The sequence below is a fragment of the Nonomuraea solani genome, from assembly GCF_900108335.1.
Classification (GTDB): Bacteria; Actinomycetota; Actinomycetes; order Streptosporangiales; family Streptosporangiaceae; genus Nonomuraea; species Nonomuraea solani.
Genome location: NZ_FNVT01000025.1, coordinates 79,031 through 104,831 on the forward strand (window position 1 = coordinate 79,031; position 25,801 = coordinate 104,831).

Below are 25,801 nucleotides of genomic sequence, written 5' to 3' on the forward strand. Positions count from 1 at the left end.
GTTCGCCGGTGATCTGGAAAAGGGGATCGGGTCTGTGAAGCCACCTGAACGTGTCGCGGTCATCGGAGCGGGCATCATCGGAGCCAGTGTGGGCTGGAACCTGGCCCGGCAAGGTGCCGAGGTGGTGTTCATCGACGCGGGCCGGCCGGGTGAAGGCGTCACCAACTGGTCCTTTTCGTGGGTCAATGCCAGCAACAAGACCGTGCGCAAGTCCTACTTCGACCTGAACGTCGCGGGCATGGCGGCGTACCGGGAGCTTGCCGAGGCCATCGGGCCGGACTCATGGTGGTATCCCGGCGGCCACCTGCGCTGGGCGGATGATCCCGTGGCGGAGGCGAAGTTCCTGAAAACAGCCGACCTGCTGGCCAGTTGGGACTACCGGGTCGAGGTGTACACGGGCGCCGAGGTGCGCCGCCGTCTCGAACCCGCTCTCACGGTGCCCGACGGGGTTCCCGTCATGTTCTACCCCGACGAAGCCTGGGTGCACGGACGTCATCTCGTCGGCCGCCTGGTCGGTGAGGCCATCGCGTCCGGCGCCGAGCTCCGCTCCGGCGTCGCGGTCCGTGAGATCGGCACCGGCGCCGACGGGAGTGTCCGGACGGTCGCTCTGTCCGATGGGAGCGGCCTCGACGTCGACTTCGTCGTGAACGCGGCGGGCCCCGGCGCGTCCCAGGTCGCCGAGCTCGTCGCACGGCACCTGCCGATGCGCCGGGAACCCGGTGTCGTCACCCGGATCAGCTGTGACCGCGTCCCGATCAGCCGGGCCATGCATGCGCCTCACATCGAGATCCGGCCTGACGGAGACGCTTCGATGCTTCTTCACAGCCGCGAGATCGACGCGCTCATCGACACGGTCGAAGATTCAGCGGAACTCGCGCGGCTGCTGCACGAATCCGTGCGGCACGTCGTTCCGGAGCTCGGCGACTCCCGCGTGGTGGAGGCACGGGTGGCCAACCGGCCCATCCCGGCCGATGGGTTCCCCTCGGTGGGAGCGGTGCCGTCCGTGCCGGGCTACTACGAGGCCGTTTCCCACAGCGGCATCACGCTCGGGCCGGTGATCGGCCGGTTGCTGGCCTCGGAGATCCTCAGCGGGAAGAGAGACGAGATGCTCGCGGACTTCCGCCCGGAGCGGTTCCGTCCGTGACAGCCCAAGACCAGGAGGTGTGCGTACCGTGGCCCTTCCAGCGCGCCCGGCCGTCCGGCGTCACGGATGTCACCTGGAGATCCTGAGCGTCACACCGGCGGCCGGGTGAGTTTGGCGGCCACGGCGTCGAGGACCCAGTCCAGCCCGGTCGCGAAGGACGTTTCGGCGTCCACCTCCGTGCCGTCGTGCACGGCCTTGGCCAGCGCCGGGAAGCGGCCCGTGGCCAGCATCCTCGTCACGTGCGGGCCGGAGGCGCGCTGCCAGTCGCGCTTGGACAGGCCCGTGGCGCGCTCGGCCCGCAGGTTCGCGATCTCACGCCTGATCGCGCCGGTGAGGTAGGCGCTGACGGTCTCCACGGCGCGCATGACGGTGTCGAGATCGGCGAGGCCGTCGAGGGCGGCCAGCTTGGCCTCGGTCACGGCGAGGGCGTTCGGGCCCAGGGCCGGACGGCCGCCGAGCAGGTCGGCCAGCCATTCGTGACGGAGGGTGGCCTGCCTGGTGCGGTGGGCGTGGATGCGCAGCACCTCCCGCCAGTCGCCGGGCCGCTCCTCAGGGAGGATCTCGGCGTGGACCTCGTCCACCATGAGGTCGAACAGCTCCTCCTTGGTGGAGATGTACCCGTACAGCCGCATCGGGCCGGCGTCCAGCCGGGCGGCGACCTTGCGCAACGACACCGCCTCCAGGCCGCCCTCGTCGGCCAGCGCGATGGCGGCGGCGACGATGCGCTCCCGGTCGAGCGGCACAGGGCGAGTCGGCGGCTCCGGCCGGTCCCACACAGTCATGGTTACATCGTACTGTTGCGATACAGTGTATTGGACAAATACAGTGAATCGCTATGAGACATCGTATAGCCGTAGTGGGAGGCGGCCCCGCCGGCCTCACCTTCGCCCGTGTCCTGCACCGCCACGGTCACCCCGTCACCGTCCTCGAACGCGATCCCGCCCCCGACGCCCGTCCCCTGGGCGGCACGCTCGACCTGCACGAAGGGATGGGTCAGCTCGCGCTGAGCAAGGCGGGGCTGCTGGCGGACTTCCAGGCGCTGTCCCGTCCGGAGGGGCAGGCCATGCGCATCCTGGACGTGGACGGGACCGTCCTCCGCGACTGGCAACCCCGTCCGGATGAACGGGCCAATCCCGAGATAGACCGGGGACAACTCCGCGACCTGCTGCTCGGCCCCCTCGACGTCCAGTGGGGGCGAGGCGTGACGGAGGTGGTGCCGGGCGCCCCGGACGGGGTGCTGGTCCGTTTCGCGGACGGGCGACAGGAGACGTTCGACCTCGTGGTCGGCGCGGACGGCGCCTGGTCCCGGGTACGCCCGGCGGTCTCGTCCGCGACGCCGCACTACACCGGCATCTCCGTGGTCGAGACCTCCCTGGACGACGTCGACACCCGCCACCCCGGCCTCGCCCGGCTGATCGGCGACGGTTCCGTGGCCGTGTACGGCGTGAACCGCGCTGTCGTCGCCCAGCGCAACAGCGGCGGCCACGTCAAGGTGTACGCCCAGTTCCGCGCGCCGCTGGACTGGCACACGAACCCGGACCGGCATCTGGGCCTGAACCGGCGCACGGACAGGGACGCAGACCGCGACCCGGGCCTGGACCTGAGTCTGGACCCGGGCCTGGACCCGAGCCGCGACCCGGGCCTGGACGCGGGCCTGGACGCGGGTCTGGACGCGGGCCTGGACCTGGCCGACGTCGAGGCGGTGCGATCAAGCCTGCTGGCCCTGTTCGACGGCTGGGCCGCTCCCGTCCTCGACCTCCTCCGCCACGGCACCGCCTTCGCCCACCGCCCCCTTTACGTCCTGCCCGTGTTCCACACCTGGACCCACGTCCCCGGGGTGACGCTCCTGGGCGACGCCGCCCACCTGATGCCTCCCCTGGGGGTGGGCGCGAACCTCGCGATGCTGGAAGGCGCCGAACTCGCCGAGTCCATCGCCGCCGCCCCGGGCGATCTGGACAAGATCGTCCAGACCTTCGAGGAACAGATGTGGGCACGGGCCGTAAAGTGGGCGAAGTTCACGGCGGCCGGCCTGGAACGCCTCGTCAGCCCGGACCCCACCGAAGCCCTCGCCCTCTTCGACGAAGTTCAGGCATCCTGACCGCCGAGCGCGAGGGCACCTGCGGCTCGCTTCGACCCTGCCTCACGACCTAGAGCAGCCTCGCTCGGCGCCCTCAAGCTCCTCGACGCCGCCCGCCGGTTCCACGCCCCAGCCGGCGAGCCAAGGGCTCCATGCAGGGCAAAGCGCCTGATCAGGCTGGTGTTATCGTCCATCGCATGACCGAACTGATCGCCCCCCACGGAACGGCTCCATTCCTCATGGCTCACAGCGCGTGACGAGTGGCCTGGAGCTCACCAGGACGGGGCCGGCCTACGTCTGGTCGCTGACGACGACCTCAACACTCCGGAAGGCTTCGCCTCATGGGTCGAGCGACTGCGCCGGCAGTCGGACCGTTCGCTGCCCGTCGGGGAAGGAAGCGTGCACGCCACCCACTGGTGGATCGCCGACGGCGAGACGTACCTCGTGGAAGGAACGGCGGTGTCCTGGAAGATGTGCGCAACACCGAAATAGGGGTCAAGCGCCGTTACTGGATCGCTCTCGACGACGCCGGTGATAGGCATTCATCGGTGACAGCGATGACCGTGTAGTCGGCCCACGGGCGGGGATGGCGCCGGAGGCGCGGGGGTTGCGCCCGGGAGGGCGCCTGGTCAGGGGGTCTGAGCTTTGTGCGCGTAGCGCTCCTGCGCGAAGGCGTTTCGGGGCGGGCATACGGGGCCCACCGGGTAGCCGGCCCACGCGTGGGTGGCGTGGGCCCACCGTGTGGTCGGCCCTTGGGGAAACGCGACAAGCGCGCGCCCCACGGTGGGACGCGCGCTTGTTCTGGAAGCAGGGAAAGCCGAGTTCGTCAGCCGGCGTACTCAGGGTAGCCGTACCCGACCACCTGCGACTTCGGACGGATCCGCTCCTCGACCTTGCCGTTGCCGGTGTTGCCCTCGACGGTCGAGATGGTGCCGTTCTGGTTGTCCTTCACGACGAAGCCGACGTGCTGGATGTCGCTGATGCTCTTGCTGCCGCTCCACGAGAAGAAGACGACGGCGCCCGGCTTGGCGAGGGTGCCGAAGCGGTGGTTGGCGGCGAACCACTTGGCGTGGGCGACGGTGTAGGCGTCCCAGCCCACCTGCGGGCGGGCGCCGGTCTGCTCGCCGACCCAAGAGACGAACATCGAGCACCATGCGGCGTTCAGGTACGCGGCGCGGTTGCCGCCGTCACGGGCGACGGTCTCGGCGGCGCGCTGCGAGGCGGCGTACCACTGCTGGAACTTGGTGCCGCCGCCGCTGGCGTTCTCCGAGGTGCCCACCTGGGCCTTGGCCAGGGCGAGGACCTGGTCGGCGGTGACGTTGACCTTGGTCTCTTCGGAGTGGTCGGTGCTGGCGCCGCCGGCCTTGTGGGCGGCGATGGCGGTGGCCGGGTGCTTGGCGGCGGTGGCCGCCGCGACGCCGGTCGCGGTGTCGGCGCTGGCGGTGTTGGCGGGGCCGGCGAAGGCCGAGGCCACGATGGTGGCGCCGAGCAGGGCGCGGGCGATGTTGGTCTTGGGCGCGGTGAAAGTACGGTGCTTGGCCATCGAGGGGGTTGCTCCTTGCTTCCATGCCGCTTACCGGGTTAGCTGACGGGTTCGGGCGTGGAAGCTGCCCTACGGCACCGAAGTGCCGATTCACCCCAAAGGACTGGGTCCCCGGTTCCGCCCGGAGGCGGATTCAGCGGTCACAGGACGATCCTGTGATGTGTCGTGCGATGGTCAGACATAGTCGGACAAACCGGATCTATGCCTTGCGATGCCCCATAAGGTAATACATGGGGCAAGAGGATTACAAATCCATAAAGACCCAGCATGTGAGCGTTGACCGGAACCCCCGTAATGGCAAGGGATTCGTCAAGGCACATGATCGAGAATTCGCCTGGGCCCTCCGATCGCGAACCACCCCCGCAGGGGCCTCCGTCCGCGTCTGACCAGGTACAACAGGGGCCTTCCCCAGGTAATTCCCCGGTCATGACAACGCCATGAAAACCCCGCCCAGCACGGCAAAGTGGCGGACCACGCGGGTCCGCCACTATCGGCCGTAAACCTCCTGAGTCACATGAGCCCCATAAAGCTAAAGGCATCACCTCATGTTGAACGTGTCGGGGTCCGGCCCGATGCGCCGGTTCCTGTTCATCGCGCCGATCGCCGCCATGTCCTCCGTATCGAGGATGAACCCGAACACGTCGAAGTTCTCGCCCATCCGCGACGGCGTCACGGACTTGGGGATGACGACGTGGCCGAGCTGCAGATGCCACCGCAGCACGATCTGCGCCGGAGTCCTGCCGTGCTTCTCGGACAGCACCGTCAGCGCCGGATCGTCCAGCAGCCCCTTGCCCTGCCCCAGCGGGCTCCACGCCTCCGTGAGAATGCCGTTGGCCTCGTGGAACTCCCGCATCTCCCGCTGCTGGAAGTACGGGTGCAGCTCGATCTGGTTGATGGACGGCGTGATGCCGGCCTCGTTCATCAGCCGCGTGAGCGCGCCGACGGTGAAGTTGGAGACGCCGATGGCCCTGGCCCGCCCGTCACGGTAGATCTTCTCCATGGCCTTCCACGCCTGCACGTACTTGTCCTGCTCCGGCACCGGCCAGTGCATGAGGAACAGGTCGATGTGGTCGAGGCCGAGCCGGGACAGGCTCTCGTCGAAGGCCTCCTCGGCGCGGCCGTGGTCGGAGTTCCACAGCTTCGTGGTCACGAACACCCGCTCGCGCGGCAGCCCGCTCCCGAGCACGGCCCGCCCGACCCCTTCCTCGTTGCCGTACGCGGCGGCGGTGTCGACGTGCCGGTAGCCGATCTCCAGGGCGGTCCGTACGGCCTGTTCGGCCTCGTCGGCGGCCACCTGCCAGACGCCGTACCCGAGCTGCGGGATCTGCACGCCATCGGTGTTGAGCATGAGCGAATTCATACCCTCCATTGTTCACGTCGCGTTTCTGGCGGCTTAAGGCGGCGGGGCTAGCTTGAAGCGGTCGTGAACGGGCCATCACCCGGCTGGGAGGGCATGAGTGGTCGAACAGGCGTCGGCCTGGGTGGAGTCGCCGCTCCAGATGCTGTGCGCCGTCGAAGCCCACCACGCCGGGCTTCTCGGCCCGGCGACCGTCGTCGTGCCCCGGGCGGGCCTGCGGCCGCTGAAGGCCACTCGCCGGGAGCTGCGCTCACTCGGGCTGCCCGGCGGGCTGGAGCTGGCCGAGCCGCGTGAGAGCATGCCCAGGCCGGTACAGGCCGTGGGCGACGCCTTCTCCGGCAAGGTCCAGTTGCGCTGGCTCACCTCGAGGCCCGGCCACATCGTCATCGTGGACGACGGGCTGGCCACGCTCCGGCTGCTGGAGCTGCTGGCGGCGGGCCCGTACAAACCGCTGCTGCGCGCCCGCGCCCGGCCGACCCGGCTGCGTTCCGCGCTGGGCCTGGCCGCCGCGCTGCGGCTGCGCCTGAGCAAGGTGTCGGTGTTCACCGCCCTGCCCGTGGACGACGAGCTGGCCGAGGGCGTCCGCCGCGCCGGGGTCGACCTCGTCCGCCACGACTTCGCCTGGCTGCGCGCCCAGCCGCCGAGCGCCGAGGGCCCGGCCGAGCGCACGGTCGTGCTCGGCACCTCGCTCGTGCGCAACGGCCTGGTGCACCGCGAGCAGTACCTGAACTGGCTGACCGACCTGGCCACGCGCGAGCCGCTGGCCTACTATCCGCACCGCCGCGAGGACCCCGTGGACGTCGCGCTGATCCGGGAGAGCCCCGGGATCACCGTCCACGACGCCGGCGCGCCCGCCGAGCTGACGCTGCGCGGCCTGGATCCCGGCCAGCGCGTGCTCAGCCTGCCCTCCACCGCGATCACCTCGCTGCGGGTGCTGCTCAGCCCGCGCGGTGTCGCCGTCGAGCCCGTGAACGTACCCGATGACTGGTGGACCAGCAGGGCGGCCCCCGCCCTGCGATCGCATTTGACCGGAGTGTCCAGTTGAAAGTGTTGGCGATCGCCGACTCCGACTCGTATCTGAAATGGGCGGCATGCCTGCTCGGCGATCTGCCCGGAGGGGCGGAGCTCGTCGTGGTGCGCACGCCGATCGCGCCCTCACCCGAGCAGATCGCCGCCGCGGTGGGCGAACGGGAGGCGCCGCCGGTGCTGTCCGCGCGCTCGTTGCGGCGGCTCGCCGAGCGGACGCGGCCCGACGTGATCCTCGTCGCCTGTACGGGCCCCGTGGTGGATGTCCTGGTGGCCGAGGTGCTCGACGGGCTGCAGCCGCGGCCGGTGTTCGTCAGCGGGCTGCCGGGCATCTCGGTGCCGGCCACCGAGAAGGCGTGGATCTTCCGCAGCGGCTGCGACCTGTTCGTCGTGCACAGCGAGCGCGAGGCGGCCGAGTTCGCCCAGATCGCCGGCCGGCTCGGCGGGGGAGGGGCGGTGGGCCTGGCCAGGCTGCCGTTCCTGCGGCCCGAGAGCCTCGCCCAGGGCGGCAACCGGGTGGTGTTCGCCACGCAGGCCAAGGTGCCGCGCGAGCGGGAGGAGCGCGAGCGCGTCCTGCTGTCGCTGGCCGAGCTGGCCGCCCGCCGTCCCGACCTCGACGTGGTCGTCAAGCTGCGGGCGCTGGAGGACGAGCGGCAGACGCACAACGAGCGTCACCACTACCAGCGGCTGTGGCGGGAGATGGGCGAGCCGGGCCGGCTGGCGTTCGCGGCCGGTTCGATGCACGACCAGCTCACGCGGGCGGCCGGGTTCGTCACGGTGAGCTCGACGGCGGCGCTGGAGGCGATCGCCATGGACGTGCCCTCACTGGTGCTGCGCGACTTCGGCGTCAGCGCCGAGATGATCAACCTGGTGTTCGAGGGCAGCGACCTGCTCGGCACGCTGGAGGAGCTGGCGGACGGCGAGTTCCGCACCGCGTCGAAGGCGTGGTGCGCGGCCAACTACTTCCACCCGGCCGAGCGCGACGACTGGGCTGGGCTGCTGGCCGGGCTGGTGAACGACGGGACGCGAAAGCCCGCCCAGTCGTTGCTGGACGGGCCGGAGCACGCGGCGGGGCGGCGCAGGGCCCGGCTCAGGGTCGAGGTGCCGCCCAAGATGTTGCGGGTGGGCTACCGGGCCAAGCGCCGCATGCGCCGCTACCTCAGATCGCTGACCTGATCTTCCTGCGGATCCTGGTGAACGCGCTGGGCTTGTCGGCGAAGCCCAGCGTCTCCAGGCGCTTGCGCTTGAAGTAGCGCGGGTCGAACTCGATGCTCGCCGGCCGCAGGTCCGGGTAGGTGTCCGGCTGCATGCAGTAGCCCACCTCCCGCACCAGCTCGGGCAGATCCGCCTCCGGCGGCTCGCCGATCCGGCCGTCGGACGAGATCCGGGGCAGCAGGGCGTCCACGATGGTGACCGGGATCCGGTTGCTGTTCTCGTACGGGGCCAGCCGTTCGAGCACGAGATCCGTGCCGTACGAGGCCACCGGCAGCCCGAAATAGCGCCGCGCCGTCACCAGCCCCGTCGAGAAGCACCCCACGACCAGCTCGGGCCGCAGCGCAGCGAAGCACACCTCGGCCGGCACGCTCTCCCCGGCCACCGCCAGCTTCACCCCTAACGGCCCGGCCGCGGCCCGCAGGAGCTGCGCGTGCCGCCGCCCGGCCGCCGGGTGCGGCTTGAAGACGACGCTGGTGTGCCCGCGCGCGACCAGGGCCTTCAGCATGCTCTCGTGCAGCCCGGCCTCCTCCTCAGGCGTGACGATCTCCAGCGCCGACAGGTACTGGCCGAGGATGATCGCCTGCCCGGGCAGCGTGTCGGGGGCGGTGGCGGTGACCTCGTGCACGATCGACAGGAACCGCTCGTCCGGCAGGATCTCGGGCGGGACGCCGTACTCGCTGAGCAGCAGTGGCGTCAGGCCCGGCACCAGGTCCAGGTGGATCAGCCGGGTGATGCGGCGGAAGATCTCGGCGGGCAGCGGGTCTCGGGTCGGGCCGTAGCTCATCAGCCCGTCGGAATAGACCGTGATCGGGCAGTCGCGCACGAGCCCGGCGATCGTCCGCGCGGGCGGCACCGCGATCGACTCCAGCACCAGCTCGTCGACGCCGTCCAGCCCCCAGTGGGAGCGGATGAGGCGCTCCATCATCGGCACCTCGATGACCCGCGCCCGCCAGTCCGACGGGTGCAGCGGCGCGACGAGGTCGTTCCAGGAGTGCACCTCGTCGAAACGGGAGCGCAGCACCGCGAAGCCGGGCGTCTTGTCCAGCGGCATCGCCACCTCGGGGATGGCCGCGTTGTTCGACACGATGAGGACCCGGCGGCCGTCACCGAAGCGGCCGTCGTCGATGGCGGCCGCCAGGGACATCGCGCCGAACAGCGTCGAGGCGTAGAAGACCTTCATCTATGTCTCCTCACGGTCACGGCGGACCCGGACGTGCGGACTGGGGGGCAGGTCGGGCACCAGGGCCCGCAGCGTGGCCTCGCGTTCGACGGACATGCGCGCCACCGACTCGGCCACCAGCTCCGGCGGCAGCGCGCGCACCATCTGCGCGCCCCGCTCACGGAAGCGGGCGCGCAGCTCCGGCGTGAAGCGCTCGCCGATCTCCAGGTGGTGGGCCAGCAGCGCGCAGAAGTTGCGCACGGCCTTCGGCAGGAACTCCGGTTCGAGATCCTTGAAGACCAGGTCGAACGCGTCGAAGAAGTGCAACTGACGCTCGTCGCCCACCTGCGTCAGCGACCCGGACACCATCCGCCGGTAGAACACCCCGGCCAGCGACACCACCGCGAACGTGGCGGCCTCCCGGTGCAGCCGCCAGATCCACGGCCGGTCCTCCGCGGTGTGCAGGGAGCCGGGGAAGTGCAGCAGGTCGCGCAGGGAGCGCCGGTAGATGCCGGCCCAGGCGTACGGATAGTCGACCATGGTCCGCATGCCCGCGGGCAGGATGGCGTCGCGGGGGTCGAGCACCGCGCCACGCCGCGCCGACGGGGCGCGGTGCACGACCCGCTTGCGGCCCTCGACCTGGACGTGGTCGGCGCGCACGAAGTCGCAGCCGAGCCCGTCGATCGCGTCGACGAGCCGTGCCAGGTAACCGGGGGCGAGCCAGTCGTCACCGTCCATGAAGGTGACGTACCGGCCGGTCGCGGCCGACAGGCCCGTGTTGCGCGCGTCCGCGAGCCCCACCGGAGTGGGGTTGCGGAGCACGGTCAGCCCGGGGAGATCGTGGACGAAGTCCTCGATGATGTCCCCCGTGGCGTCCACGGACCCGTCGTTCACGACGATGAACTCGAAGTCGTGCCGCGCGTTGCGGCCGAGCGAGGTGAGCGCGTCGGCGATGAAGCGCTCGCCATCGCGGATCGGCACGACGACCGAGAGAGTGATCAATGTGAGTTTCTCCTGGGTAACGGTCGGTCAGACGGTCGCCCGGCGCAGGCGGGCCTTGGGGGCCTCCTCGCCGGGGAAGACGCGCTTGACGCCGTCGCCCATGGCCTGCTCGATGATGCGGATGTCACGGACGAGGTGCTCGAGGCCGGACGGCTCCAGCGAGGCGGCGTGGTCGGAGCCCCACATGGTCCGGTCGAGGGTGATGTGCCGCTCCACGCAGACCGCGCCGAGCGTGACGGCGGCCAGCGAGATCTGCAGGCCGCGCTCGTGGCCGGAGTAGCCGACGGGGACGCCGTAGCGCTCCTTGAGCGTGGTGATCGTGCGCAGGTTCGCCTCCTCGGGAGGCAGCGGGTACGTCGACGTCGCGTGCATCATGATCAGCCGGTCGGTGCCGAGGATCTCGACGGCCCGGTCGATCTCCGACAGCGTGGACATCCCGGTCGACAGGATGATCGGCTTGCGGGTGGCGGCCAGGGCGCGCAGCAGCTCGTGGTCGGCGACGCTGGCGGAGGCCACCTTGTGCACCAGGACCTCCATCTCCTCGAGGAAGTCCACGGAGGGCACGTCCCACGGCGAGGCGAACCAGTGCAGTCCGCGCTCATCGCAATATTTCGCGATCTGGCGGTACTCGTCCCGGCCGAACTCGGTCCGCTCCTTGTACTCCAGGTACGTCATCTCGCCCCACGGCGTCTGCCTGATCTGGCTCTTCTGCTCCTCGGGCACGCAGATCGCGGGAGTGCGCTTCTGGAACTTGACCGCCTGGCAGCCGGCCTCGGCCGCCACGTCGATGAGCTGCCTGGCCAGGTCGAGGTCGCCGTTGTGGTTGATGCCGATCTCGCCGATGACGTAGACGGGCTCGCCGTCGCCGACCAGCACGTCGCCGATGGCCACGGGGCCGAGACGGGGCTGCTCGCGCACCTCGGCGACCGCCACCGGCTCGGGCCGGGCGGCGACGACGCGGTCGCACAGCTCACGGACCGCGCCGGACCCGCCGGCCTTGGTCAGCACCACGCGGGCGGCGGCGCGCACGCGCGGGTGCGCGTCGGGCGTGGCGATGGGCCAGCCGACCTCGGCCATCGGGCCCAGGTCGTTGACGTCGTTGCCGACGTAGGCGACGCGGGCGGGGTCGAGGCCCTCGATGGTCAGCCAGTCGCGCAGCACGGTGCGCTTCTCGGCCAGGCCCTGCAGCACGGGCACGCCGAGCTTGCGGGCGCGGGCGGCCACCACCGGGTTGTGCTCGGTGGACATGACCAGCACCTTCACCCCGGAGCGCTTCAGCAGCGCGACGCCCATCCCGTCGGAGCGGCTGACCAGCACCATCTCGCGGCCGTCGGAGTCGACGTAGGCGCGGTCGTCGGTGTGCACGCCGTCGAAGTCGGTGATGACGCAGTCCACGTCGATCGGCTCAGGCGTGTCGATGAACGGGGCGAGCGCTCGCACGAGCTCCAGGTCCTCCGGGTTGTCGATCTCAATGGCGTGCTGCGGCGGCACCGGCTGCACGGCGACCTCGCCGAAGAAGCGGTGACCGTGCTCGCGCAGGCCGGCGGTGCGCATGACGTAGAAGGCGCCGTTCTCGCGGAACTCCGGCTCGCGGTCCTGCCGGCGCTGGCGGACGGCCGGGTCGTGGTTGACGCCGGTGCCCGCGGCGGTCCAGAGGAACTCGTGCGTCAGCAGGCCGGACACGACCGAGTCGGCCTCGCCGTCGAGCACCTTGCGCACCGCCGCCGACAGGTTCTCGGGGTCGATGAACGCGCTGGTGCACTGCACGAGCACGACGACCTCGGGGTCCTCGTCGAGCGTGTCCAGCGCGTGCAGGACGGCGGACTCGCTGGAGGCGGTGGCGCCGCTCAGCTCCGCGGGACGCTCCACCACGGTCGCGCCCGCCTGCCTGGCGGTCTCGGCGATCCCGTCGTGGTCGGTGCTGACCACGACCTGGTCCACGAGCTCGGCGCGCAGGCACGCGCGCACCGCCCTGGTGACCAGCGGGACGCCCCCGACCGGGGCCAGGTTCTTCAGGGGTACGCCCGCCGAACCTCCGCGGGCGGGAACTACGGCCAGGACTCGCAAGGTTTCTCCTCAGTGCATCGGATTGCACCCAGAAGCTAAAGGGCCGGATTGAACGGCCAGCGTCACCCTTATTAACTTTCCATGGGGATCCGGTAGAGCAACTCTGGCCGGCCCACTCCGCCGTACTGCGGGATGCGCACCGCCGTACCCCGTTCGACCAGGTATTCCAGGTAGCGGCGCGCCGTCACCCTGGACACTCCGATCTCGTCGGCCACACCCTGCGCGGCCATCCCCTCCGGGTGCGCGCGCAACTGCGCGGCCACGCTGTCGAGGGTGTCCTTGGCCATGCCTTTGGGCAGGTCCGAGCTGCCCCGCAGGGTGCCGAGCACGCGGTCCACGTCGCCCTGGCCGACCGCCAGTCCCGCCTCCTCCTTGAACCGGGCGTAACGCGTGAGCTTTTCGGCGAGTGTCGCGTACGTGAACGGTTTGAGCAGGTATTGGGAGATCCCGAGCGAGACCGCCGACCGCACCATGGCCAGGTCACGCGCGGAGGTGACGGCGATGATGTCGCACATCAGGCCGCCCGCGCGCACCGCCCGGCACACCTCAAGGCCGTGCATGTCGGGCAGGTAGAGGTCGAGCAGGATGAGGTCCACGGGCCGCCGGCGCAGGAACCGCAGCGCGTCCCCGCCGGACCTGACCACCCCGGCCACCTCGAAACCCGGCACCCGCTCGACGTAGATGCGGTTGGCCTCGGCGGTGATCTCCTCGTCCTCGACCACCAGTACGGAGATCATCGGGCGCGCTCCGGAACCGGCAGCCGGACCGTGAACGTGGAGCCGCTCACCTCGATGCTGCCGCCCAGCCGCCGCACCGCCTGCCCCACCAGCGCCAGCCCCAGCCCGTGCCCGTCGCCCTTGGTCGTCCAGCCCTTCCCGAACGCCGCCGGGTCGGTCAGCCCTGGCCCGTCGTCTGCGACCCTGATCAGCACGCCGCCCTCGTCATTGCTGAGATGCACCTCCACCCGCGTCGCCGCGTCGATCGCGTTGTCGATCAGGTTGCCCACGATCGTGACCAGCTCGCGCGGGTCGAGGCCCAGGTCGTCCAGCTCGCTGTCCTGGCTGATCACCAGCTCGCCGCCGCGCTCGGCCGCCTCGGCGCTCTTGCCCAGCAGCAGCGCCGCCAGCACCGGCTCGCGCACCGCGCCCATCACCCGGTCGGTCAGCTCCTGCGCGGCCCGCAGCTCCGCCGTGCCCAGGGCCACCGCCTGTTCGGTACGGCCCAGCTCCACCAGCGTGATGACCGTGTGCAGCCGGTTGGCGGCCTCGTGCGCGGCCGAGCGCAGCGAGTCGGCGAAGCCGCGCTCGGCGTCGAGCTGGCCGGTCAGCGCCTGCAACTCGGTGTGGTCGCGTACGGTGACGACCGTGCCGAGCCTGCTGGCCGCGCTGTTGACCGCGAGCACCCGGTCGCCGACCAGGTGGATCCGCTCGTCGTCGTCCGCCAGCACGTCGGCCAGCCCCAGCTCGCCCACGTGCCGGCCCTCGGCGTCGGCGGGCAGGCCGAGCAGCAGCCGGGCCGCGTCGTTGCACAGCGTCAGCGTGCCGTCCCTGCCGACCAGCAGCAGGCCCTCCCTGACCGCGTGCAGGACGGCGTCGTGGTGCTCGTGGATGCGGCCCAGCTCGACCGGCCCGAGCCCGTGCGTCTGGCGGCGCAGCCGCGCGGTCACCAGCCACGTCCCGGCCGCGCCCAGCGCGAGCGCGACCGCCACGAGCAGGGCGCCCCAGGTGTACTGGTCGCGCAGCCGGGCGCTGATCCTGTCGATGGTGATGCCGGAGCTGACCAGCGCCCGCACCCGGCCGCCCGCCATGACCGGCGTCACCGCCCGCTCGGACGGGCCCAGCGTGCCGGTGTAGGTCTCGGTGAACGTCTCACCCCGCAGCGCCCGCTCGGTGTGCCCGCGGAACGGCTTGCCGATCTCGGCCGGGTTGGGGTGGGTGTAGCGGGTGCCGTCCGGCTTCATGATGGTGATGAAGTCGACTCCCGTCGCCAGGCGCACCCGTTCGGCGTACGGCTGCAGCCGCGCGCTCGGGTTCGCGTCGTCGAGCGCGTCGAGCACGTCGGGGGAGACCGCCACGCTCACCGCGACGGCCGTGGCCGTGCGGCGCGCCTCCTCGGTGAGCAGCTCACGGGCCTGCACCAGCGCGAGCGCCGCCCCGCCGGAGACCGTGACGGCGACCACGAGCAACTGCAGGACCAGCATCTGCCCGGCCAGGCTCCAGCGCCGCATGCGATCACCTCCCGAACGACATTTCTCGTGAACGAAACTTACTCAATAGTGACCTGCATCACTGGTGAGGCGCATAGTCGCACAACCAAAGGTCCCTCCAAAACCGCCGGAGAACCCCCCTATGCGCGATCGAACTCGTTATCTGTACCTGGCCGTCATCGCGGCCGTCCTGCTCGGCATTCTGGTCGGATTCATCTGGCCGGAGGTCGGCAAGGGGCTCAAGCCCCTCGGCACCGGCTTCGTGTCGCTGATCGGCATGGTGATCGGCCCGATCATCTTCTGTACGATCGTGCTCGGCGTCGGCTCGGTCCGGCAGGCCGCCAAGGTCGGCAAGGTGGGCGGCCTGGCGCTTGGATACTTCATCGCCATGTCCACGGTCGCCCTGATCATCGGCCTGATCGTGGGCAACTTCATCGACCCGGGCTCGGGCCTGCAGCTCACCGACGCCGCCCGGCAGACCGCGGTGGCCGAGGCGGCCAAGGGCGAGTCGGCCAGCACGGTCGACTTCCTGCTCGGCATCATCCCCGAGACGCTGCTCTCCGCGCTCACCGAGGGTTCGGTCCTGCAGGCGCTGCTCGTGGCGCTGCTGGTCGGCTTCGCGCTGCAGGCCATGGGCGCCAAGGGCGCGCCGATCCTGCGCGGCGTGGAGCACCTGCAGCGGCTCGTGTTCCGCATCCTCGCCATGATCATGTGGGCCGCGCCGGTGGGCGCGTTCGGGGCGATCGCCGCCGTCGTCGGCGCGACCGGCCTGGAGGCGCTCAAGAGCCTGGCCATCATCATGATCGCCTTCTACACCACCTGCGTGCTGTTCGTCGGTGTGGTGCTGGGCACCATCCTGTGGCTGGTCACCCGGATCAACCTGTGGTCCCTGCTGCGCTACCTGGGCCGCGAGTTCCTGCTCATCCTGTCCACCTCGTCCTCCGAGACGGCCCTGCCCCGGCTCATCGCCAAGATGGAGCACCTGGGCGTGAGCAAGACCGTCGCCGGCATCACGGTGCCGACCGGCTACTCCTTCAACCTCGACGGCACCGCGATCTACCTGACCATGGCCACGCTGTTCATCGCCACGGCCACCGGGTCGCCGCTGGAGTTCGGCGAGCAGCTCTCGCTGCTGCTGTTCATGATGATCGCGTCCAAGGGCGCGGCGGGCGTGACCGGAGCCGGTCTGGCCACGCTGGCCGGTGGCCTGCAGGCGCACCGGCCCGAGCTGGTCGACGGCGTCGGCCTCATCGTGGGCATCGACCGCTTCATGTCCGAGGCTCGCGCGCTGACCAACTTCGCCGGCAACGCCGTGGCCACCGTCCTCGTCGGCACCTGGACCGGCGAGTTCGACCGCGACCGCGCCAACCTGGTGCTGGCCGGGCAGGCGCCGTTCGACGAGGCGACGCTGCTCGACGACGAGGACGAGGAGCCACGCGAGCCGGCGAAGGAGATGTCGCCCGCCTAGGGTTTGCGGCCGATGCCCGCGTACGCCATGTTGGCGAGCTCTTCGTGCACGAAGACCGGGTTGACGGGGTCGGCGAACGGCCAGACCTGGTGCGGTGGCAGGCCGGTGGCCAGGCCCGGCGGGATGAGCTCGAAGTCGCCGAAGAAGGCGGCGATCTCCTTGCCGGGCCGCGGTGTGAACGCCGCGTTGGCCTTCTTGTAGAACTCACTGACCTGGGCCGCCCGCTCGGTGGCCACGTCGTTGGTCACGTGCGAGATCGCCAGGTAGCTGCCCGGCGCGAGCGCGTCGCGGTAGGCGGCCACGAAACCCTGCGGATCGTCGTTGTCGGAGATGAGGTGCAGGGTGAACATCATCAGCACCGCGATCGGCCGGTCGAAGTCCAGCAGCCCGCGCACCTCCGGATTCGCCAAGATCTCCGCCGGCCGGCGGGCGTCCCCCAGCACCATGGCCACCCGGTCCGGGTCGGCCAGCAGCGCCCGGCCGTGCGTGGCCACCACCGGGTCGTTGTCCACATAGACCACACGGGCCTCAGGGGCCTGGCGCAGCGCCACCTCGTGCACGTTCTCCTGGGCCGGCAGGCCCGAGCCCAGGTCCAGGAACTGCGTGACGCCCTGTTCGCACAGGTAGCGCACCACGCGGCCGATCAGTGCCCGGTTCTCCCTCGTGCCCTCCCGGACTTCGGGCATCACGCTCAGCACCATGTCACCCAGATCCCGGTCGGACTTGAAGTTGTCCTTGCCGCCGAGGAAGTAGTCGTACATTCGCGCCGCGTTGGGAATGTGGGGATCAACGCCCTGCGGCACATATTCCGTCATAGAGACCATGATCCACGACGGCCGCGTCTGAAATCCATAAAAACGGGATTAAACGGCTGGAAGTCGCAGAACGAACCGCGCGCCGCCCTCGTAGTCCTCCACGCAGATCTGGCCGCGGTGCGCCATCGCCACGTCCCGCGCGATGGCCAGGCCCAGCCCCGTGCCGCCGGCGTCGCGGCTGCGGGCGGCGTCCAGGCGGGTGAAGCGCTCGAAGATGCGCTCGCGGTCGGCCTCGGCGATCTCCATGCCGTCGTTCTCGACCGCCAGCACGGCCGTGCCGCCGTCGTCCTCCAGGTCCACGGTGACGCGGACGCGGCTCTCGGCGTGCCGCTGGGCGTTGTCCAGCAGGTTCGTCAGCACCCTGGCCAGTTGCAGTCGTACGCCCTCGACCGTCACCCCCGTGGTCAGATCGACCCGTACGGGCAGCTTGTCGTTGCGCACGGCCAGCTCCTGGCGGACGAGCCCGGCCAGGTCGATCCGCTCCCTGACCACGTCCACCCGGGAGCCGATCCTGGCCAGCAGCAGCAGGTCCGTGATGATGGCCTCCAGCCGGTCGGTGTCGCGCAGCGCGCTGTCCACCAGCGCCCGTACGTCGGTGTCGTCCGGGTAGAGCTGGGCGCTTTCGAGCTGGGCGCGCAGCCCGGCGATCGGGGTGCGCAGCTCGTGCGAGGCGTCGGAGGCGAACTGGCGCTGCTGCTCGGCGGAGCGCTCCAGGCGGGCCAGCGTGCTGTTGATCGACTGGGCGAGGTGGACCACCTCGTCGTCGCCCGGTGGTTGCGTCACCCGGTGGCTCAGGTCGCCGGCGTGCACGGCGTCCAGCTCCGTCCGCATGGTCGCCACCGGCCGCAGCGCCCGGCCGGTGATCCACCACGTCGCCCACGCGGCCAGCGCGATGAGCAGGGCGACCTCCGCGAACACCACGATGTCCAGGGTCCTGGTGGCCAGCACACTGGGCGCGCCGCTGCCCGCGTAGACGATGGGGGAGTCGGCGCCCATGCTGACCTTGACCGCCGACAGGTACACGCACTCGGTCGGCAGGCAGTTCATGGTGCTGACGACCTGGTTGCCGGTCGTGGGGCGCACCTCGGACAGCGGTGGCAGGTTCCTGGCGGCGTCGCTGGCGGCCAGGATCCGGCCGTCGGGGCCGACGATCTGGATCAGGTCCACCGACGGGTCCGGCACCGGGAGGGTGGCACCCGTGGGCAGGGTGCCACCGCGCATCTCGTACGCGATCCGCTCGGCCGTGTTCCTGGTGGCGGCGAACACGCTGGCGGTGATCAGGGCCCGCGACGTGGTGACCCCGGCGATGCCCACGGGAATGAGCACGAGGGCGGCTACGGCCGTCGCGATGAAGGTGACGCGTCCGCGCAGGGATCTGGCCCACCAGGGTGCCACCCCCTGAGGTTACCGAGCGTGATCGCCTTGATTTATCGGGTTAAGGGAAAGATTCCCCCAATCGTCAGCGGCGCAGCCAGACCGTGGTGTCCGGCGGGATCGTGCCGTCGCCGGGCACCGGGCCGCTGGACAGCAGCACCTCGCCCGCTCCCTCCAGCCGTACCGGCTCCTCGCCCGTGTTGAGCACGACGACCAGCCCGGGGTCGCGCTCGATGACCAGCACGTCCTTGGGGGAGTCCAGCCAGGTCAGCGTGCCGCCGCCGAGCGCGGGGTGCTCCTTGCGCAGCCGCAGCGCGGCCCGGTAGAGGTTCAGCGTGGACGCGGGGTCGTCCTCCTGGGCCTCGGCCGACAGCGCCGCCCACCCGGCCGGGATCGGCAGCCACGGGTCGCGCCAGCCCATGTCCTCGTCCGAGGTCCACGGGATCGGCACCCGGCAGCCGTCGCGGCTGTCGCCCCTGCGCAGGAACGCCGGGTCCTGGCGCAGCTCGTCGGGCAGGTCGAGCACCTCGGGCAGGCCCAGCTCCTCGCCGTTGTAGAGGTAGGCGGAGCCGGGCAGGGCCAGCATGAGCAGCGTGGCCGCGCGGGCGCGGGCCAGGCCGCCGTGCCGGGTGACGTGGCGGGGTTTGTCGTGGTTGGACAGCACCCACGTGGTGGGCGCGCCCACCAGCTCGGCCTCCTTCAGCGCCTTCTCGATGACGGTACGGAAGGACTTGGCGTGGAAGTCGGCCAGCATGAAGTCGAAGTTGAACGCCTGGTGCAGCTCGTCCGGGCCGACGTAGCGGGCCAGCCGCTCCGGCGAGGACACCCACGCCTCGGCCACCGCCATCCGCCCGCCCGGGTAGGAGTCGAGGATCGGCCGCCACTCGCGGTAGATGTCGTGCACGCCGTCCTGGTCGAAGTACGGGACCTGCTCGTCGCCGAGCATCTCGGCCTGCGGGCCGTCCTTCTGCCCCACGTCGGGCAGGCCGTCGGCCTTGATCATGCCGTGCGCCACGTCGATGCGGAAGCCGTCCACGCCCCGGTCGAGCCAGAAGCGCAGGATGTCGCGGAACTCGGCGCGCACGTCCGGGTTGTCCCAGTTGAGGTCCGGCTGCTCGGGCGCGAACAGGTGCAGGTACCACTGCCCGTCCTCGACCTGCGTCCACGCCGGGCCGCCGAAGATCGACTCCCAGTCGTTCGGCCGGTCGCGGAAGATGTAGCGGTCGCGCAGCCCGGCCTTGAACCAGGGGTGCTCGTCGGAGGAGTGGTTCGGCACCACGTCCACGATGACCCTGATGCCCTTGGCGTGGGCGTCGGCGATCAGCGCGTCGAAGTCGGCCAGGGTGCCGAACATGGGGTCGACGTCCCGGTAGTCGGCCACGTCGTAGCCGCCGTCGGCCATGGGGGAGGTGTAGAACGGGCTCAGCCAGATGGCGTCCACGCCCAGGCCGGCCAGGTAGTCGAGGCGGCCGCGCACACCTTCGAGGTCTCCCATGCCGTCGCCGTTCGCGTCGGCGAAGCTGCGCGGGTAAACCTGGTACACGACGGCGTCACGCCACCAGTCGTCGTTGCCGAGCATGGTTGTCCTTCCCCGGATGCCCCGAGATGTCGGGTGTGGTCCTGGTGAAGGATGTCGCGATCGCCGACCATGGTCAAGCGCAAGTTGCGGAAAGTTGCAATCCCGCCCTCTGGCTGCTGTGCAGTGCTAGTGGCGAGGTCAGACAGGGCGGGACGGAATGAGAATCGGGTAACGCTCTTTCGCAAGTTCTTCCAATTCTTGCAAAGAGCCGCTAACGTCCCGGAAACGTTCCCCCTGTTCCTCCCTGACCTCAGGAGTTCCCATGCGCATGCGGGCTCTCGGTGTGGCCGCTCTCGCGTCCCTGTCGTTCGCCGCGACGGCCTGCGGGCAATCCCCGTCGGCCGCTCCGGCGGCGCCCAGCGCGTCAGCCGCCGCCTCCGCCGCAGGTGGCAGCCTCGTCATCTGGGCCGACCCCAGCCGGGTCAAGCCGCTCAAGCCCTTCGCCGACGAGTTCGGCAAGGAGAACGGCGTGACGGTCGAGGTGAAGGAGATCAGCAAGGACAACCAGCAGACCTTCCTCACCGCCTCCCAGCAGGGCAGCGGCCCGGACATCATGGTCGGCGCCCACGACTGGATCGGCAACCTGGTGCAGAACGGCGCCATCGACCCGGTCACGCTGACCGACGCGCAGAAGGCGGCCTTCTCCGAGAAGGCGATCCAGGCCGTGACGTTCAACGGCCAGATCTACGGGGCCCCGTACGCGATGGAGAACATCGCGCTGATCCGCAACACCAAGCTCGCCCCCGACGCGCCCGCCAGCATCGAGGACCTGATCGCCAAGGGCAAGAAGCTCAAGGCGGACGGCAAGGTCAAGGAGGTGCTCTGCCTGCCGGTCGGTCAGAAGGGCGACGCCTTCCACGTCTACCCGATCTTCGCCTCGGGCGGCGGCGCGCTGTTCGGCACCACCGCCGGCGGCGACCCCGACCCCAAGCAGGTGCTGCTCGGCTCGCCGGAGTCGGTCAAGGCGTTCGAGAAGCTGAAGGACCTGGGCGAGAAGGGCGATGGCGGCCTGCGGACGTCGCTGACCAACGAGAACTACATCGTCAACTTCGCCGGCGGCAAGTGCGCCTACCTCGTCTCGGGCCCGTGGGCCATCAGCGAGGTCAAGAAGGGCGGCATCTCGTACGACATCACCGCCGTCCCGGCGTTCGAGGACGGCAAGCCCGCCACCCCGTTCGTCGGCGTGCAGGCCTTCTTCGTGGCCTCCAAGGGCAAGAGCAAGACCCTGGCCCAGGAGTTCGTGGCCAACTACGTGACCAACAAGGACGTCGCGAAGGCCCTGTACGACGCCGACCCCCGGCCCCCGGCGCTGACCGCCGCGCTCCAGGAGGTCCAGGCCGCCGACCCCGACGCGGTCAAGTTCATGGACGCCGGCAAGGACGGCCTGCCCATGCCCGCCATCCCCGAGATGGCCGCGATCTGGGAGCCGTTCGGCATCGCGGAGACCGCCGTGGTCAAGGGTGGCGACGCGGCCAAGGCCGCCGCGGCGGCGCAGAAGGCCATCGACGGCTCGCTCAAGAACTGACGACATGGCTCTCGACGTGCGAGAGGCCGTGCGGGCCGAGACGCCCGCGCGGCCCCGCCGGCAGGTCACCACGGCGTTCGTGGTGAGCAGGATCGCGGTGCTCGCCGTGACGGCCGCGATCCTGCTCTACGCCGTGCCGCCGCTGGTCGCCACCGGCTCGTGGGTGGCGCTCGGCCTGCTGTGCGCGGCCGGCGCGGCCGTCGCCGGCCTCTACCTGACCCGGCGCTACATCCCGGCCAAGTATCTGGTTCCCGGCACCGTCTTCCTGATCGCCTTCCAGGCGTTCCCCGTCGTCTACACGGTCACCACGGCGTTCACGAACTTCGGCGACGGGCACCGCGGTGACAAGGCCGCCGCGATCACCGCCATCGAGACCGGCTCGGTACGGCAGGCGCCCGGCTCGCCCGAGTACGCCATGACCGTGGCGCTGCGCGGCGACGAGCTGGTGTTCCTGCTGGTCGACCCGGCCACCAAGCAGGTACGCCTGGGCACCGCCGACGGCCTGTCACCGCTGGCGGGCGCCCAGGTCGGCGTCACCGGCAAGGTGCTCCAGGCGCCCGGCCTGACCGTGCTCAAGGCCCCCGAGGCCGCCGCCCGCGGCCAGGCCATCGCCGCGCTGGCCGTGCCCACCGGCGACGGCGTGATCAAGGCGAACGGGCTCAGCAGGGCGGTCGAGGGCAAGGCGGCGCTGGTCTACGACGCCGGGTGCGACTGCGTGCGCGGCGACGGCGGCACCTGGCGGGCCGACGAGGGCCAGGGCTACTTCGTCAACACCAAGGGCGAGCACCTGGCGCAGGGCTGGCAGGTGACGGTCGGGTTCGACAACTTCACCCGCGTTCTGACAAATCCCACTATTTCGGGTTATTTCGTGGGAGTGCTTGGCTGGAACCTCGTCTTCGCGCTGGTCTCCGCGCTCGGCACGTTCGCCCTCGGCATGGGCGTGGCGCTCGCGCTGCACCATCCGCGCATGCGCGGCACCCGGTTCTACCGGATCGCGCTGATCCTGCCGTACGCCATGCCGTCCTTCGCCATGCTGCTGGTCTGGCGCGACATGTTCAACCGCGACTTCGGCCTGATCAACCAGTTGCTCGGGGCCAACATCGACTGGATGGGCGAGCCCACGACCGCCCGGCTCGGCGTCATCCTGGTCAACCTGTGGCTGGGCTTCCCGTACATGTTCCTCGTCACCACCGGCGCGCTGCAGGCCATCCCGCGCGAGCTGACCGAGGCCGCCGCCATCGACGGGGCCACGCCGTGGCGGGCGTTCCGCGGGGTCACGCTGCCGCTGCTGCTGGTCGCGCTCACGCCGCTGCTGATCTCGTCGTTCGCGTTCAACTTCAACAACTACAACGCCATCGCGCTCACCAGCGAGGGCGGGCCGTTCCCCGCGGACAGCCCGCAGGTGGGGGCCACCGACCTGCTCATCACGTACACGTTCCGGCTGGCCTTCGGGGCGGGCGGCGCGCAGTACGGGTTCGCGGCCGCCATCTCGGTGTTCATCTTCGCGATCGTGGCGCTCATCTCGGCCGTGGCGTTCCGGCGTACCCGCAAGCAGGAGGAGGTCTACGCGTGAAACTCGCCCTCAGGCACGCGTTCGTGCTCGTCATGTGCGCGTTCGCGCTGTTCCCGATCCTGTTCGTGGTCTCCGCCGCGATCAACCCGATGGGCACGCTGGCCTCCACGGACCTGCTGCCGTCGGGCGCGAGCGCGGGCAACCTCGTCAACCTGCTGACCTCCGACACCTACCCGTTCGGCCGCTGGTTCTTCAACTCGGTGTTCATCGCGCTGGCGGCCTCGTTCGCGAGCCTGCTGCTGTCGATGTTCGCCGCGTACGCCTTCAGCCGCATGCGCTTCGCCGGCCGCCGCGTCGGGCTGCTGGCGCTGTTGCTCATCCAGATGTTCCCGCAGTTCCTGGCCATCGTGACGATCTTCATGATCTTCACCGAGGTGACCGAGCTCTACCCGGCCTTCGGGTTCAACACCGTGTGGGGCCTGCTGCTGCTCTACCTCGGCGGCGCGCTGGGCGTGAACACCTGGCTGATGAAGGGCTTCCTCGACACCGTGCCGAAGGAGCTGGACGAGGCCGCCACCATGGACGGCGCCACGCACGCGCAGATCTTCTGGCGGGTCATCATGCCGCTGGTCACACCCATCCTCGCGGTCACCGCGCTGCTGGCCTTCATCGGCACGATGAGCGAGTTCCTCATGGCGAACGTGTTCCTGCGCGACCCCGAGAGCAAGACCCTGGCCGTCGGCATGTACGGCATGATCGCCGGCGACAACCGCAACACGAACTTCGGCATGTTCGCCGCGGCCACGCTGCTCACCGCCATTCCCACGGTGGGTGTGTTCCTCTGGTTGCAGAAGTACATCGTCTCCGGCCTCACCGCCGGAGCTGTCAAGGGATGAGGGCATTGCCGCGTTTCCTGGGGGAGCCGCACCATGACGGCTCGGCACTGTACGTCTCCGACCAGCGGCCCGAGCTCGGCTCACGGGTGACGCTCTGGCTGCGCGCGCCGCTGGCCGCCGGCGTCACGGGCGTGCACGTGCGCGCCGTGCACGACGGCGAGCCGCGCTACTTCGAGGCGGCCGTGGACGCCGGGCGCCGGGACGCGGGCGGGTACGGCGGCACCGACACCTGGTGGCGGGCCGAGATCACCACGGTCAACCCCGTCACCCCGTACCGCTTCCTGCTGCGCACCGGCGGCGGCCAGGCGTGGCTGACCGCGGCCGGGCTCGTCGCGCACGACCTCACCGACGCGAGCGACTTCCGCCTGGTCTGCCACCAGGCGCCGCCGTCGTGGATGCCGGACGCGATCGTCTACCAGATCTTCCCCGACCGCTTCGACCGCTCCGGGCCCATGCCCGACCTGCCCGACTGGGCCATGCCCCGCGACTGGGACCGCGACCCGGTCATCCCCGGCGGCCCCGGCACCTCCCGCCAGTTCTACGGCGGCGACCTCGACGGCATCGTGCGGCGGCTCGACCACATCCAGAGCCTCGGCGCCGACACCGTCTACCTGACGCCGATCTTCCCCGCCCGCTCCAACCACCGCTACAACGCCTCGACGTTCGAGCACGTGGACCCGCTGCTCGGCGGCGACGCGGCCCTGCACCGCCTGTCGGACGCGCTGCACGGGCGCGGCATGCGGCTGCTCGGCGACATCACCACCAACCACTGCGGCGACACGCACGAATGGTTCACCGCCGCCGTCTCCGACGTGAACGCCGTCGAACGCGAAATGTTCCACTTCGACCCCGAGACCGGCGACTACGAGTCCTGGTGGGGCGTCAAGACGCTGCCCAAGCTCAACTGGCGCAGCGACCTCGTGCGCTCCAGCATGCGGGCGGTGCTGAAGAAGTGGCTCGGCCCGCTCGACGGCTGGCGCGTGGACGTGGCCAACATGACCGCCAGGCGCGCGGGCGACGACCACAACCACGAGGTCGCCGCCCTGCTGCGGAGCGCGCTCGGCCCCGACGCCGCCTTCATCGCCGAGCACAACCACGACGCCTCGCTCGACCTCGACCGCGACGGCTGGCACGGCACCATGAACTACGGCGGCTTCACCCGGCCCGTCTGGGCCTGGCTGCGCGGGCCTGACCTGGAGCTGGAGCACTTTCTCGGCGTTCCGGGGGGCGTGCCCGAGCGTGACGGCCTGGCCACGCTCGCCACGTTCAGGGCGTTCGGGTCGCGGATGTCGTGGCGCTCGCTCGTACACTCCTGGCAGTTGCTCGACTCGCACGACTCGCCGCGCGTGCGCACCGTCACCGGCTCGCGCGAGCGCCACCTGCTCGCCCTGGGCCTGCAGGCCACGCTGCCGGGCACGCCCATGGTCTTCGCCGGCAGCGAGTACGGCCTGACCGGCGTGAACGGCGAGCACTCGCGCACCCCCATGCCCTGGAACCGGCCGCACGACCAGGACCTCGAAACGCTGGCCGGCTACCGGGAACTGCTCGGGCTGCGCCGGGCCGAGCCCGCGCTGCGCCACGGCGGGCTGCGCTGGCTGCACGCCGACGCCGACTGCCTGGTGTTCGCGCGCGAGACGTACGAGGAGACGATCCTCGTGTGCGCACGCCGCGCGCCCGGCACCCCGCTGGCCATCGGCACGCACGCCACCGGCGTATACCACGCCGAGGATGGCGACGTCATCCCGAGTGACGGACCTTCGTTCCGTGTCTGGCGCCTCACACGCTGATCACGCTACCGTGGCCCTGCCCTTATTCAGATTTCAACTTGATAGTGG

Annotated in this window: 20 protein-coding genes and 1 riboswitch; of the genes, 9 read left to right on the forward strand and 11 right to left on the reverse strand. The window is 70.5% G+C overall.

The genetic code is table 11. The features are described 5' to 3' along the window. Positions 1 to 34 precede the first annotated feature (34 nt). Positions 35 to 1,144, forward strand: coding sequence for an NAD(P)/FAD-dependent oxidoreductase (locus C4V41_RS51115; RefSeq protein WP_200824820.1), 1,110 nt, complete (start codon positions 35 to 37; stop codon positions 1,142 to 1,144). Between the two features lie 89 nt (positions 1,145 to 1,233). On the opposite strand, the gene C4V41_RS51120 is transcribed toward C4V41_RS51115, so the two are convergent. Further along, positions 1,234 to 1,926, reverse strand: a complete 693-nt coding sequence (locus tag C4V41_RS51120) for a TetR/AcrR family transcriptional regulator (RefSeq protein ID WP_103963340.1) — start codon at positions 1,924 to 1,926, stop codon at positions 1,234 to 1,236. A gap of 53 nt (positions 1,927 to 1,979) precedes the next feature. Between C4V41_RS51120 and C4V41_RS51125 the strand changes: the two genes are divergently transcribed. Beyond that, a complete protein-coding gene (locus C4V41_RS51125; protein ID WP_103963341.1) occupies positions 1,980 to 3,242 on the forward strand; it encodes an FAD-dependent oxidoreductase in 1,263 nt (420 codons plus the stop codon). An 805-nt stretch (positions 3,243 to 4,047) separates the two neighbouring features. Here the strand turns inward: C4V41_RS51125 and C4V41_RS51135 are convergent. After that, positions 4,048 to 4,764, reverse strand: coding sequence for a CHAP domain-containing protein (locus C4V41_RS51135; protein ID WP_103963342.1), 717 nt, complete (start codon positions 4,762 to 4,764; stop codon positions 4,048 to 4,050). Positions 4,765 to 4,776: 12 nt separating this feature from the next. Then, a riboswitch (cyclic di-AMP (ydaO/yuaA leader) is annotated at positions 4,777 to 4,913 on the reverse strand. 389 nt (positions 4,914 to 5,302) lie between these two features. Further along, positions 5,303 to 6,124 (reverse strand): aldo/keto reductase, encoded by an 822-nt coding sequence (locus C4V41_RS51140; RefSeq protein ID WP_103963343.1) that lies wholly within the window; start codon positions 6,122 to 6,124, stop codon positions 5,303 to 5,305. Between the two features lie 97 nt (positions 6,125 to 6,221). On the opposite strand from C4V41_RS51140, the gene C4V41_RS51145 reads away from it, so the two are divergent. Continuing rightward, the gene (locus C4V41_RS51145; RefSeq protein WP_103963344.1) at positions 6,222 to 7,166 is read left to right on the forward strand and encodes a hypothetical protein; all 945 of its coding nucleotides are present in this window, start codon (positions 6,222 to 6,224) and stop codon (positions 7,164 to 7,166) included. A 2-nt stretch (positions 7,167 to 7,168) separates the two neighbouring features. Continuing rightward, positions 7,169 to 8,323: a DUF6716 putative glycosyltransferase gene (locus C4V41_RS51150; protein ID WP_235030906.1), complete on the forward strand. Its 1,155-nt coding sequence runs from the start codon at positions 7,169 to 7,171 to the stop codon at positions 8,321 to 8,323. Here the strand turns inward: C4V41_RS51150 and C4V41_RS51155 are convergent. From C4V41_RS51155 to C4V41_RS51175, 5 genes are all read right to left on the reverse strand, one after another. Beyond that, positions 8,307 to 9,542 (reverse strand): polysialyltransferase family glycosyltransferase, encoded by a 1,236-nt coding sequence (locus tag C4V41_RS51155; protein WP_103963346.1) that lies wholly within the window; start codon positions 9,540 to 9,542, stop codon positions 8,307 to 8,309. The two genes, C4V41_RS51150 and C4V41_RS51155, sit on opposite strands and share 17 nt — an antisense overlap. Continuing rightward, positions 9,543 to 10,523, reverse strand: coding sequence for a glycosyltransferase family 2 protein (locus tag C4V41_RS51160; RefSeq protein ID WP_103963347.1), 981 nt, complete (start codon positions 10,521 to 10,523; stop codon positions 9,543 to 9,545). It abuts the gene before it with no gap. 27 nt (positions 10,524 to 10,550) lie between these two features. Continuing rightward, positions 10,551 to 12,590 carry an N-acetylneuraminate synthase family protein gene (locus C4V41_RS51165; protein WP_103963348.1) on the reverse strand — a complete coding sequence of 680 codons (2,040 nt, stop codon included), beginning with the start codon at positions 12,588 to 12,590 and terminating at the stop codon, positions 10,551 to 10,553. 71 nt (positions 12,591 to 12,661) lie between these two features. Then, positions 12,662 to 13,327 (reverse strand): response regulator, encoded by a 666-nt coding sequence (locus C4V41_RS51170; RefSeq protein WP_103963349.1) that lies wholly within the window; start codon positions 13,325 to 13,327, stop codon positions 12,662 to 12,664. Continuing rightward, positions 13,324 to 14,817 carry a sensor histidine kinase gene (locus C4V41_RS51175; protein WP_103963350.1) on the reverse strand — a complete coding sequence of 498 codons (1,494 nt, stop codon included), beginning with the start codon at positions 14,815 to 14,817 and terminating at the stop codon, positions 13,324 to 13,326. Before C4V41_RS51175 ends, C4V41_RS51170 begins: the two co-directional genes overlap by 4 nt. Positions 14,818 to 14,938: 121 nt before the next feature. Between C4V41_RS51175 and C4V41_RS51180 the strand changes: the two genes are divergently transcribed. Beyond that, positions 14,939 to 16,264, forward strand: coding sequence for a cation:dicarboxylate symporter family transporter (locus C4V41_RS51180; RefSeq protein ID WP_103963351.1), 1,326 nt, complete (start codon positions 14,939 to 14,941; stop codon positions 16,262 to 16,264). Here C4V41_RS51180 and C4V41_RS51185 read toward each other — a convergent pair. The 3 genes from C4V41_RS51185 to C4V41_RS51195 form a co-directional block, all read right to left on the reverse strand. Continuing rightward, complete coding sequence (locus tag C4V41_RS51185) at positions 16,261 to 17,079, reverse strand: SAM-dependent methyltransferase (RefSeq protein ID WP_103963352.1); 819 nt, start codon at positions 17,077 to 17,079, stop codon at positions 16,261 to 16,263. The genes C4V41_RS51180 and C4V41_RS51185 overlap by 4 nt on opposite strands. Before the next feature lie 48 nt (positions 17,080 to 17,127). Next, positions 17,128 to 18,474: a HAMP domain-containing sensor histidine kinase gene (locus tag C4V41_RS51190; protein WP_103963353.1), complete on the reverse strand. Its 1,347-nt coding sequence runs from the start codon at positions 18,472 to 18,474 to the stop codon at positions 17,128 to 17,130. A gap of 64 nt (positions 18,475 to 18,538) precedes the next feature. Continuing rightward, complete coding sequence (locus C4V41_RS51195) at positions 18,539 to 20,032, reverse strand: glycoside hydrolase family 13 protein (RefSeq protein WP_103963354.1); 1,494 nt, start codon at positions 20,030 to 20,032, stop codon at positions 18,539 to 18,541. A 262-nt stretch (positions 20,033 to 20,294) separates the two neighbouring features. On the opposite strand from C4V41_RS51195, the gene C4V41_RS51200 reads away from it, so the two are divergent. Genes C4V41_RS51200 through C4V41_RS51215 form a run of 4 tightly spaced genes read left to right on the forward strand, consistent with a single transcriptional unit; the run spans position 20,295 to position 25,753 of the window. Further along, a complete protein-coding gene (locus tag C4V41_RS51200) occupies positions 20,295 to 21,557 on the forward strand; it encodes a sugar ABC transporter substrate-binding protein (RefSeq protein ID WP_103963355.1) in 1,263 nt (420 codons plus the stop codon). 4 nt (positions 21,558 to 21,561) lie between these two features. Then, on the forward strand, positions 21,562 to 23,130 hold the full coding sequence (locus C4V41_RS51205) for an ABC transporter permease subunit (protein ID WP_103963356.1): 1,569 nt from the start codon (positions 21,562 to 21,564) through the stop codon (positions 23,128 to 23,130). Positions 23,131 to 23,162: 32 nt separating this feature from the next. Then, positions 23,163 to 23,966, forward strand: coding sequence for a sugar ABC transporter permease (locus C4V41_RS51210; protein WP_103963396.1), 804 nt, complete (start codon positions 23,163 to 23,165; stop codon positions 23,964 to 23,966). A gap of 5 nt (positions 23,967 to 23,971) precedes the next feature. Next, the gene (locus C4V41_RS51215; protein WP_235030901.1) at positions 23,972 to 25,753 is read left to right on the forward strand and encodes a glycoside hydrolase family 13 protein; all 1,782 of its coding nucleotides are present in this window, start codon (positions 23,972 to 23,974) and stop codon (positions 25,751 to 25,753) included. The last annotated feature ends 48 nt before the right edge of the window (positions 25,754 to 25,801 follow it).